This is a genomic window from Paenibacillus caui, from assembly GCF_019904135.1.
Classification (GTDB): domain Bacteria; phylum Bacillota; class Bacilli; order Paenibacillales; family Paenibacillaceae; genus Fontibacillus; species Fontibacillus caui.
Map to the genome: position 1 here is coordinate 119,202 of NZ_JAIOGQ010000011.1, position 10,927 is coordinate 130,128.

Here is a 10,927-nt window from a genome sequence, read left to right on the forward strand (position 1 = left end):
TGCCTTGGGGGGCCGGATTGGAAGCATATTTTAAGGACGAATGGCCGCGGATTTCAGGGCGGTCATTCGTGCCACTTGGGGGAATGCGGATTGTCACTGCTTAAGACGAACAAGACCGAAATCCGGAATTTAGTCGGCGGAATATGGGTGGAATCCCGTTCGGAAACCTATGAGGAGGTTTATAATCCGGCAACGGGAGAAGTGATCGGTTATGTGCCGATTTCGGGCAAAGAAGAATTGGATGAGGCGGTCAAAGCTTCTGCGGAAGCCTTTCAGTCCTGGAGAAAAGTAGCCGTTCCGCGCCGGGCCCGGTATATGTTTGAATACCAGCGGCTGCTCGTTAAGCATTGGGAAGAGCTGGCTAACCTGATTACGCTTGAGAACGGCAAAAATACCGATGAGGCTTACGGCGAGGTGCAGCGCGGAATCGAGTGCGTGGAGTTTGCGGCGGGAGCCCCAACCCTGATGATGGGCAGCCAGCTCCCGGATATTGCGACCGGCATTGAATCGGGCATGTACCGCTACCCGCTCGGCGTAGTGGGCGGAATAGCTCCGTTCAATTTTCCGATGATGGTTCCCTGCTGGATGTTTCCGCTGGCCGTCGCCTGCGGGAACACCTTTATCCTCAAGCCGTCCGAACGTACGCCGCTTCTGGCGAACCGGCTGGCGGAGCTGTTTCTGGAGGCCGGCTTTCCGCCGGGCGTGCTGAGCGTCGTGCATGGCGCGCATGCGGTGGTGAATGCCCTGCTGGAGCACGAGCAGGTCAAAGCGATCTCCTTCGTCGGCTCCCAGCCGGTGGCTGAATATGTATACAAGACCGGTACGGCGGCGGGAAAAAGAGTGCAGGCGCTGGCAGGCGCCAAGAACCATTCCATCGTGCTTCCGGATGCTGATCTGGACAACGCGGTCAAGAACATTACAGCCGCCGCCTTCGGTTCGGCCGGGGAACGCTGTATGGCCTGCTCGGTTGTGGTCGTGCATGAAGCGGTAGCCGATGAACTCGTAGAGAAGCTTCTGGCCGCCGCGGACGGCCTCAAGATTGGGGACGGTATGGAGAAGAACGTATTCCTGGGCCCTGTCATCAGGCAGAGCCACAAGGAACGCACCATCTCTTATATCGAAGCTGGAGAGGAGGAGAGCGCCAAGCTGCTTCGGGACGGGAGAAAGGACGCTGAAGCAAGCGGCAAAGGCTTTTTTCTGGGCCCGACCCTGTTTGACCAGGTAACGACGGATATGACGATCTGGCGTGAGGAGATTTTTGCGCCGGTGCTGTCGATAGTCCGGGTCAAAAGCTTATCCGAAGCCATCGAAGTCACAAACCGGTCGCCGTTTGCCAACGGGGCTTGCATCTATACGGACAGCGCCAAGGCGATCCGCCAATTCCGCGATGAAATCGATGCGGGCATGCTTGGCGTCAATCTCGGCGTGCCTGCGCCCATGGCCTTTTTCCCGTTTTCCGGCTACAAGAAGTCGTTTTATGGAGATCTGCATGCGAATGGACGAGACGGAGTTGAATTTTACACCCGCAAAAAAATGATAACCGCCCGCTATTAAAGGAGCGCCAAAGGGAGAGAATCGGCCATGCTGAATCTTGAGAAGCAAAATGAGTACGACGCCGCGGTCAAAAAGGATCAGAAATACTTGTGGCACAATATAACGCCGTATAGTGAAGAAAATCCGCCGATGATTGCCGAAACTGGCAGCGGGTCGTGGGTTACGGATATAAACGGTACCCGCTACTTGGATGCGATGTCCGGCTTATGGTGCGTCAATGTCGGCTACGGACGGAAGGAGCTGGCCGAAGCGGCTTATCAGCAGCTGCTTTCGCTGTCTTATTTTCCGCTGACCCAGAGCCATGTGCCGGCTATTCTATTGGCTGAGAAGCTTAATGAATGGCTGGAAGGCGACTACGTGATCTTCTTCTCCAACAGCGGCTCGGAAGCGAATGAAGCGGCCTTTAAAATCGCCAGACAGTATCAGCAGCAGATCGGACAGCATTACCGGCACAAGTTTATTGCAAGGTACCGCGGCTACCACGGCGGTTCGATGGGAGCGTTGTCGGCTACCGGACAGGCGCAGCGAAAGTATAAGTACGAACCACTTAGCGGCGGCTTTCTCCATGTGTGCCCGCCCGACGGATACCGACGGCCTGAAGGGCAGTCGCTGGAGGATTTCAACTTGCAGTGCGCCCAGGCAATCGAGGACATGATCGTGTGGGAAGGCGTCGAGACGATCGCGGCGGTCATTATGGAGCCCGTCATCACCGGAGGCGGTGTCATCGTGCCGCACCAGGTTTATCTGGACCGGGTGCAGGAGATTTGCAGCAAGTATGGCGTGCTGCTGATCATCGACGAGGTTATCTGCGGCTTCGGGCGTTCCGGCCGGAAATTCGGCCATCAGAATTACGGCGTCAAGCCGGATATCGTCACGATGGCCAAAGGGCTGACGAGCGCGTATCTGCCGCTTTCCGCTACGGCGGTGCGGAAAGACATTTACGAGGCCTTCAAGGACAAGAGCGATGATTACGGCCATTTCCGGCACGTCAACACCTTTGGCGGCAACCCGGCGGCCTGTGCGCTGGCGCTCCGCAATCTGGAACTGATGGAGCAGGAGAACCTGGTGGAACGGGCCAGACTGATCGGTGAACGGCTCCATGATGAGCTGGCGGATCTTCTGGATCACCCGCTTGTCGGAGATATTCGCCGCTTCGGGCTCATTCTCGGCATCGAACTGGTAGCCGACAAGGAGACCAAGCGTCCGGCAGAGTTGGAAACGGTAAAAGCCATCATCGGCGAGTGCAAGCGAAACGGACTGATTATCGGCAAAAATGGCGATACGGTAGCCGGCTTCAACAACGTGTTAACGCTGGCGCCGCCTTTATCTTCGACGGACGAGGATGTGGAGTTTATTGTCTCTACCCTCAAACTTGTGATGAGCGGGTTTCCGGCAGCATAAACTTTTCCGGGTGCAGGAACTGATAGGCGCGCAGGGCGACCTGAATGGAAATCCGGTTCTCCGGGGCCATGAAATCCTCCCCAAGCAGCTCGGTAATCTTATCCAGCCTGTAGTACAGGGACTGTCTCACGATAAACAGCTTGCGTGCCGCGATCTGCTTGGAGCCGTCGTGGTCCAGAAATACGCGCAGTGTCAGCAGCAGTTCGCTGCCTTTGGACTGGTCATAATCAATGAGCGGCCCGAGATAGGTCCGGATAAAGGTTTGGAGGGTGCTCCCGTCATTCAGATTCATCAGCAGCTGGAATACGCCAAGATCCTCGAAGAACAGCAGCGTTCCCTGGCTGCAAGGATACAGGGAGAGGGCGCGGCTCGATTCCTGATAGGCGCCAGCGGCAGACTTAAGCCCGGTATGCGATTTGCTGACGCCGATGACCAGTGTTTTGTCCTTAAACTTGTCATCGGACATCGTCTGCTGCAGGGACGAGAGCGCCTGCTGAAGCCGATGCTTGGAGGGCAGCTTGGACTTGATATCGAGAGCGATGACGGCGATCCGGTTGTTCTTCATGGTCATGAGCGGCCGGAAAGCATATTTTTCGAAAATGGAACGCAGGATGAGCGAAAGGTGAAAACGCGCGGTTTCCCATTCAGGCTCGGCGGCGTTCCATTTTTCATGGAACCTGCTTTCGATTTCCACGATACAGACGCGGAAGGGCAATTCGTTGAGCGACTGAAAATCGGGGCCGGTCAGAGACTTGATCCGGTTCTCGTCTTCAAGCCGGCCGCTGATCAGATCGTCAACCCACAGATTTTCGTTGAAAAACTTGCGTTCTTCGACATAACGGGTACGAAGCAGCTCCTGGGCAATGGACAAGGATGCGGAATCGAGCAGGAGGCAGTCATACTCGCGGGGTTTATGGCTGGAGATCATTAGTATATAAGCCCACGTTTGATCCAGCGCCCCGACCGGCTTAAGGGCCGTCATTTTGTCCTCATATTCCCTGAATACAAGTCCGGGCTCGTTCCGGATCAAAGCGTCGGCTTCTTCCTCAAGCCTGCTCATGTATTCCAGAAACGGCTTTTGCTCCTCCGGGGAAAGGGCGGGGAAGAACAGCGGTTTGCCCTGAAGCGGACAATAGATGATCTGGGTCTGCGTGCTTTGCTGCAGCAGCTGAAGCACCCTCTGCATTCCCTTGGAGGTCAGGCTGAGCCGGTAAAATTCCCGTGAAGTGCTTTCCAGCTCCTGAAGCATGCGGTGATGGCGGTTGATGATAAACGAATGAAGATCGAGCGTAATATCTACAAATCGAACGGTTTGCGGAAAAAGAATAAGCGGAAAATCGTGCATCTCGGCAAGCCGGACCATTTCCTTCGGAAGAGTTTCGAAATAGGTGCCGATCTCGATGCAAAGACAAGCGGCGTCCTTCTTGATCAAATTCTCCATAAAGGTGACCGGGGACATCCCGTCGGCTGTAAACCCAACGCCGGTTGTCAGGATCATTTCTTCCCCGTGAATCAGGCTTTCGAAATTGGCGCTTTCCAGCACATGAACCCAGCGGATCGGCCTGGCAAGGCCTTTGCTGCCCGCAACGACTTTGGCATCCACGAACAGCGGCCGTTCCAGCGCTTCACAAACGGTAAATACAAGCTTCCTCTCCATAGTGCTTCCCCCTTCGCATTCAAATCGCAGCGTTCTCATTGCATTCTCACGTGCCGTAAAAAAAACAATTCTGAAATTTGACAGTGTGTCTAATGTAACGAAAATACGATTTGACTATCATTTGGATAACGGTGTAAGCATAAATGACTTATAAGGGTAGCAATTTGGCGGATTTTTTCAGCTGATGATCATTATTTTACTACAATTGCTGCCGTTGTATAGAAGGAATCAGAGGGAATTCAATAATATGTTATATTTTGTGGCAACAAACATAACATGGTGGAAGAAAAACAAGATAGAATTACACTCCAGGAGGGACAAGCGATGGAAAGCAGCAGAACTTTCAATTCATGGTCGTCTGAACGGCTCGTGGACAATTTTGTGGAATTCGAACCCGGGCTTACCGCCAAGGGAGCTATGGAGGAATCCAACCGCTGTCTTTATTGCTATGATGCGCCATGCATCAAGGCATGTCCTACCGGCATTAATATCCCTTCCTTTATCAAGCGGATTGCCGCGAACAATATGAAAGGCGCGGCCCGCTCCATCATGGAATCCAATCCGGTAGGCGCGAGCTGCTCACGAGTGTGCCCGACGGAGGAGCTTTGCGAAGGGGCCTGCGTATTAAATCAGGCGTCAGCGCCGATCCAGATCGGGCTGCTGCAGCGCTATGCCACAGACTGGGCCCGGAATCATGATGTTCAGCTGTTTGCGCCCGGCGCCTCCAATGGGAAAAAGGTAGCCGTGATCGGCGGCGGTCCCGCCGGTTTGTCTGCGGCCAGGGAGCTTGCGCGGGGCGGGTTCTCGGTTGTGGTCTTTGAAGCGAGAGAAATGGCGGGGGGCCTCGATACCTACGGCATCGTATCTTTCCGCCTCCCGCAGTCCGTATCCCTCTGGGAAGTAGAGCAGGTGGAAAAGCTGGGCGTAGAAATTCGGACGGGAGTGAAGGTGGGCACTGGCATTTCAGTGGACCAGCTCAAAGAGGAGTATGACGCGATTGTTCTGGCTGCGGGTATGGGGTATGTGCCGCGGATAGGGATCGAGGGCGAAGAACTGGAGGGCGTGTATGACGCCATCCGTTTGGTGGAAGCGACGAAGACAGGGAACCTGCCGCTTGAGCTGGCCGGCAAACGTGTTGCCGTTATTGGGGCAGGCAATACCGCGATTGATGCAGCGACCTGTTCGGTTCGCCTAGGAGCCGCGAATGTGAAAATGGTATACCGCCGAACCCGTGAAGAAATGACGGCTTATGATTTTGAATTTGAATTTGCCAAGCAGGAAGGCGTCGAATTCAGCTGGCTCACCATGCCGAAGCGAATTATCAGCGATGCGGATGGCAAGGTTGCCGCGCTGGAATGCATCCGGATGACGCTTGCCGGGGAAACGGGCAAGGACGGCCGGCGGGTTCCCGTAGAGGTCGAAGGATCTGAATTTGAGATGCCGGTAGAAGCGGTCGTCGTGGCGATTGGGCAAGAGCGGCATACGGAGCTGATCGATTTGCTCGGCATTGAACATGAGCGCGGCGTCGTGAAGATTGATGAAGCGACTCGGAGAACGTCCGATCCTCAAATTTATGCCGCCGGAGACATTATATTCGGATCGGGGCAAGGCGAAGCGATGGTGGTCTCTGCGGCTGAACAGGGCAAGCAGGCTGCTTATGCGATCAGCCGGTATTTTGCAGGGCAGGAGGACAGTGTTATTGAGACGGCTGTTTAGTACTTGCGGGACCGTAGTATAGACACTCAGGGGGAGGGGAAGAACGATGGCGGATTTAAGCATCGATCTTGCTGGCATCAAATCACCGAATCCATTCTGGCTGGCCTCTGCGCCGCCGACGAATACAGGTTATCAGGTGCAAAGGGCTTTTGAAGCAGGCTGGGGAGGAGCGGTCTGGAAGACGCTTGGCGACCCGATTATCAATACGTCCTCCCGTTTTGCGGCTGTTCATTTCAACGGGCAGCGGGTAGCGGGTTTCAACAACATCGAATTGATCACCGATAGGCCGCTTGAGGTGAATCTGAAGGAGATTTATGAAACCAAAAAGCGGTTTCCGGATCGTGCGGTGGTCGCATCCTTGATGGTGGAGCCGAAACGGGAGAAGTGGCATGAAATTGTCAAGCGGGTCGAAGACGTCGGCGTAGACGGGCTGGAATTGAACTTCGGCTGCCCGCACGGTATGGCCGAACGCGGTATGGGAGCAGCATCCGGGCAGCAGCCTGATCTGGTGGAGTCGCAAACCTATTGGGTGAAGGAGGTGGCCCGTACGCCGGTCATCGTCAAGCTGACGCCCAACATCACGGATATTACGGTGGTTGCCAGGCATGCCGCCAAAGGCGGCGCTGATGCCGTCAGCATGATAAACACCATTAACAGTTTGGCTGGCGTGGACATCCATACCTGGAATACGATCCCTCATGTTGGCGGCAAAGGAGCTCATGGAGGTTATTGCGGCCCGGCGGTGAAGCCGATCGCGCTGAGCATGGTTGCGGAATGCGCCAGAGACAGCAGGGTAGGGATTCCGATCTCGGGGATCGGCGGTATCTCCACCTGGCAGGATGCCGTTGAATTTATGCTGATGGGCGCTACCGGGGTTCAGGTGTGTACGGCAGTTATGCATCACGGCTTCCGGATCGTAGAAGATATGATCGACGGACTGAACAACTATCTGGATGAGAAAGGCCTGGCTTCGGTTACCGAGCTTACCGGCAAATCAGTGGAAAGGTACTCCAATTGGGGCGACCTTAATCTGAATTATAAAGTGGTAGCGCGCATTAACACAGACAAGTGCATTAATTGCAACAAGTGCCACATTGCCTGCGAGGATACTTCGCATCAATGCATCGACATGCTCACGGGCGCGGATGGCAAAGCGATTTTGAAGGTAAGGGAAGAGGATTGCGTCGGCTGTAACCTGTGTTCCATCGTCTGTCCGGCCGAAGGAGCCATTGACATGGTTGAGGTGGACAGCGGAGAGGTCCCGATGACGTGGAATGAGCGGCAGCAGGAAATTGCCCGGTTGAACGGTTCACATTCCGAAGCGGAGGTGGTTTGAAATGGCAAAGAAGGTTATCAAGAACGGTACGATTGTGACGGCGGCCGATACGTATGCGGGCGATGTGGTGATCGAGAACGGCATCATTACTGAAATTGGACTGAATCTTTCGCCAGCGGGAGCGGAAGTGATTGACGCATCCGGCTGTTATGTGTTCCCCGGGGGGATTGATCCGCACACGCATCTGGATATGCCTTTCGGCGGAACGGTGACGAAGGACGATTTTGAGAGCGGTACGATCGCGGCCGCCTTTGGCGGCACCACCACGGTGATCGACTTCTGCCTGACGAACAAAGGCGAGCCGCTGAGTAAAGCGGTTGAAACATGGCATGGCAAAGCCCGGGAGAAGGCGGTAATCGACTACAGCTTTCACCTGATGGTGTCGGAGCTGAACGACAGCGTGCTGGAAGAGCTGCCGCAAATTATCGAGAATGAAGGCATCACTTCATTGAAAGTGTTTATGGCATACAAGAACACCTTTCAGGCTGACGACGGAACGCTGTTCAAGACGCTGCAGACCGCGAAGAAGGAAGGCGCGCTCGTTATGGTGCATGCCGAGAACGGGGATGTGATCGAATATCTCATTGATAAGGCGCTCGCCGAAGGGAAGACGGACCCCATATACCATGCCTTAACCCGGCCGCCAGAGCTTGAAGGAGAAGCGACAGGGCGAGCCATTTATTTGACGGAGCTGGCGGATTCGCAGCTGTACGTCGTTCATGTGACCTGCGCCGAAGCAGCCTGGAAGATCAGCGAGGCACGTAAGAAGGGGCTGCGCATCTACGGGGAAACCTGTCCGCAGTATTTGGTGCTTGACCAAACGTATTTGGAGAAGCCGGATTTTGAAGGTGCAAAATACGTATGGTCCCCTCCGCTGCGCGAGGCCTGGAATCAGGAGGTGCTGTGGAGCTCCCTGACCAGCGGCAGCCTGCAGACACTCGGTTCCGACCAATGCTCGTTTGATTTTAAAGGGCAGAAAGAGCTGGGACGGGGCGATTTCTCCAAAATTCCGAACGGAGGGCCGATCATTGAAGACCGGTTCACGATTCTTTACTCCGAAGGCGTAGAGAAAGGCCGAATCACGCTCAACCAGTTTGTCGACATCATCTCCACGACAAGCGCCAAGCTGTTCGGCCTTTTCCCGAAGAAAGGCACAATTGCGGTCGGCAGCGATGCGGACATTGTGATTTTCGATCCGTCTGTGGAACGTACGATTTCAGCGTCGACCCACCATATGAAGGTGGATTATAACGCGTTTGAAGGTTTTGAGGTGAAGGGCGAACCGGTATCCGTGCTTAGCCGGGGCGAATTTGTCATTCGGGACAAGGCGTTTGTCGGCAAAGCCGGATCGGGCAAATATTTGCACCGCAAGCGCTTCGGCAGCTCAGCCACAGTTCCAGTCAAAGCGGAAACGAGCGGGAGCGTGGTCTAAATGTCGGCGTTCGAGGAGTTTGACAAGGAACGGCGGGAAATTGACGAGCTTTTGTTTAAAGGCTATCACGTTGCCGCTATCCGCGAGGATCTTGACGGCGCCAAAGTCACCTTTGTAATGGGCAAGCCGGATAAGGGGCAGGTAACGCTTCTCCTGTTGACTGCGGACGCCCGGAAATATATAGTGACCCGCTATATGGAAGGGAAAAGGGCCAACGCGTGATAATTGAAGGGCATAGGTACAGAAGACGAAAGAGACTGTGGCGGATAAGATCGCTGCAGTCTCTATTATTTTTAATGAAGAACTAATCATCGTACATAGAGTATTTTATGTATTTTATTTAACATCAAAATAGAAGAGAACCGTAAGAAGATGTTTATATCCTCCTATAGACGGAAATCAAGTTATCTTATGAGGACAATTGGACATGGATCCAGATAAGGATCCATAAGCCCGCATGACCTTAAGATCAGCGGGCTTCTTGGTCATTCATTGCTTGTTTACTTTTTCGCCTTCTTGATGGCCAGTAATGTAGTGTGGTTTGACTCGTGAGATATTCCCCCAATAGCCGGCCATTCTATTAAATATGGCGCAACTCTACGAGCATATAGCGGTAAGCTCATATACAATTTCCGTATAACCATGGTGTCGTCTTCTCTATACAGCTCTAGTTGATCTTAGTTATCATAAATTTCTCTAAAGGTATACTTGTTATACATAGAAGTCGTTGAGAGACCCCAATGGATAATATCTTCTGGCAGAATTAATCTAGTGCTGCTCGCAGTGATTACCTGATTGCCGATAGTACCTACACTGAAGGTATACAATTTCATATCTGAATTCACAAGGCCACCTAAGACGTATGCGCCAGCAACAAATTTAGTGCAGTATTCTTTGCTCAAGTCATCGATTCTGCCTGCGGTAAAAATGTCATAAGTAAAAGTCAAACCATACTCATATTTAGTTCTAGCCCAATAACCAGCATCATAGGCAACTTGTTCGTTATTGACACGATAAACATAGTGGTCTGGGAAATCAGATTTGAACTGCTCGTAAGTCCGTTTGCGAAGGGAAGTATATCCCTTCATTACACCAATACAGCGCCTGTATGATCCACAATAGCTACGTGACCTACGAAGTTGGTTTCAACCCTAAAGCCAGAAGCATAGAGGATGTCACCAGCTTTAGGTGTTGTGCCGTCTGGGTACTTCCAACTAATTGTTGTTGCAGCAGAGGAAATGCTGGAAAAACTGGAAAATATTAATAATAGACTTAACAACGGTGTATTTATAAAAACTGACGGCAAATTTCAAATTGATTTCTACTATTTCCCTTCCTACACTAGATTTAATCATAATTTATCTTTAGGGTTGTCTTTAGAAGGGTATGAGACAGCTTTGACCTTAAGTAAATTCCAAAAGACAACTGCCTCTATACCAGCTAAAAAAGATTCGAAGAGTTGGTCATCTTTTTCTTCTGTGGCTTCTCCCATATGGGATAAGAACGATACTATAATAGGGTATATGTCTTTTTTTTCAATTGAAAGTAATACGGATCACGCAGAACCTTTTATAGAGCTTCTTTCAAGAATGTTGACCATTAAAATGACAACTAAGCATCAAAGCGCCTCAGAAGCAGAGAAGCAGCTTATAAAGCTACTGGGACAAGGGAAAACCGATTTAGAGATAGCAAGTTCCTTAATGATTGAGCATTTTGCAGTAATATAAGCCCTTGAGCCACAAGGATTTTCAGGCATAAAAAAGGGACTTCACCCCAATTTGGCGAAGTTTTTCGGTGACCAAACCAAAAACCCCAGAATGGAGGAAGTCAC

General features: G+C 52.5%; 9 protein-coding genes. 7 read left to right on the forward strand and 2 right to left on the reverse strand.

Features of this window, described 5'->3' with window-relative positions; all coding sequences use genetic code 11:
• Window positions 1-96: 96 nt before the first annotated feature.
• Both K7397_RS08775 and K7397_RS08780 read left to right on the forward strand, forming a co-directional pair.
• The gene (locus K7397_RS08775; protein WP_420488765.1) at window positions 97-1,554 is read left to right on the forward strand and encodes a CoA-acylating methylmalonate-semialdehyde dehydrogenase; all 1,458 of its coding nucleotides are present in this window, start codon (window positions 97-99) and stop codon (window positions 1,552-1,554) included.
• 27 nt (window positions 1,555-1,581) lie between these two features.
• A complete protein-coding gene (locus tag K7397_RS08780; protein WP_223067562.1) occupies window positions 1,582-2,955 on the forward strand; it encodes an aspartate aminotransferase family protein in 1,374 nt (457 codons plus the stop codon).
• On the opposite strand, the gene K7397_RS08785 is transcribed toward K7397_RS08780, so the two are convergent.
• Window positions 2,921-4,612 carry a PucR family transcriptional regulator gene (locus tag K7397_RS08785; RefSeq protein WP_223067563.1) on the reverse strand — a complete coding sequence of 564 codons (1,692 nt, stop codon included), beginning with the start codon at window positions 4,610-4,612 and terminating at the stop codon, window positions 2,921-2,923. The genes K7397_RS08780 and K7397_RS08785 overlap by 35 nt on opposite strands.
• 324 nt (window positions 4,613-4,936) lie before the next feature.
• On the opposite strand from K7397_RS08785, the gene K7397_RS08790 reads away from it, so the two are divergent.
• Genes K7397_RS08790 through K7397_RS08805 form a run of 4 tightly spaced genes read left to right on the forward strand, consistent with a single transcriptional unit; the run spans window position 4,937 to window position 9,318 of the window.
• Window positions 4,937-6,328, forward strand: a complete 1,392-nt coding sequence (locus K7397_RS08790) for an NAD(P)-dependent oxidoreductase (RefSeq protein WP_223067564.1) — start codon at window positions 4,937-4,939, stop codon at window positions 6,326-6,328.
• Window positions 6,329-6,374: 46 nt separating this feature from the next.
• Entirely contained in the window at window positions 6,375-7,664 is a 1,290-nt protein-coding gene (gene preA, locus K7397_RS08795) for an NAD-dependent dihydropyrimidine dehydrogenase subunit PreA (protein WP_223067565.1), read from the forward strand.
• Window position 7,665: 1 nt separating this feature from the next.
• Complete coding sequence (gene hydA / locus K7397_RS08800; protein WP_223067566.1) at window positions 7,666-9,096, forward strand: dihydropyrimidinase; 1,431 nt, start codon at window positions 7,666-7,668, stop codon at window positions 9,094-9,096.
• Entirely contained in the window at window positions 9,097-9,318 is a 222-nt protein-coding gene (locus tag K7397_RS08805) for a hypothetical protein (protein WP_223067567.1), read from the forward strand.
• A gap of 455 nt (window positions 9,319-9,773) precedes the next feature.
• Here the strand turns inward: K7397_RS08805 and K7397_RS08810 are convergent, their stop codons facing one another.
• Complete coding sequence (locus K7397_RS08810) at window positions 9,774-10,184, reverse strand: hypothetical protein (protein WP_223067568.1); 411 nt, start codon at window positions 10,182-10,184, stop codon at window positions 9,774-9,776.
• 84 nt (window positions 10,185-10,268) lie between these two features.
• On the opposite strand from K7397_RS08810, the gene K7397_RS08815 reads away from it, so the two are divergent.
• Window positions 10,269-10,823, forward strand: a complete 555-nt coding sequence (locus K7397_RS08815) for a hypothetical protein (RefSeq protein ID WP_223067569.1) — start codon at window positions 10,269-10,271, stop codon at window positions 10,821-10,823.
• Window positions 10,824-10,927 lie beyond the last annotated feature (104 nt).

Coding starts and splice junctions, on each gene's coding strand:
- K7397_RS08785 (WP_223067563.1), bottom strand. CDS start 4,612: ATGGAGAGGAAGCTTGTATTTACCGTTTGTGAAGCGCTGGAACGGCCG.
- preA (WP_223067565.1), top strand. CDS start 6,375: ATGGCGGATTTAAGCATCGATCTTGCTGGCATCAAATCACCGAATCCA.
- K7397_RS08790 (WP_223067564.1), top strand. CDS start 4,937: ATGGAAAGCAGCAGAACTTTCAATTCATGGTCGTCTGAACGGCTCGTG.
- K7397_RS08805 (WP_223067567.1), top strand. CDS start 9,097: ATGTCGGCGTTCGAGGAGTTTGACAAGGAACGGCGGGAAATTGACGAG.
- K7397_RS08810 (WP_223067568.1), bottom strand. CDS start 10,184: ATGAAGGGATATACTTCCCTTCGCAAACGGACTTACGAGCAGTTCAAA.
- K7397_RS08780 (WP_223067562.1), top strand. CDS start 1,582: ATGCTGAATCTTGAGAAGCAAAATGAGTACGACGCCGCGGTCAAAAAG.
- K7397_RS08815 (WP_223067569.1), top strand. CDS start 10,269: ATGTCACCAGCTTTAGGTGTTGTGCCGTCTGGGTACTTCCAACTAATT.
- hydA (WP_223067566.1), top strand. CDS start 7,666: ATGGCAAAGAAGGTTATCAAGAACGGTACGATTGTGACGGCGGCCGAT.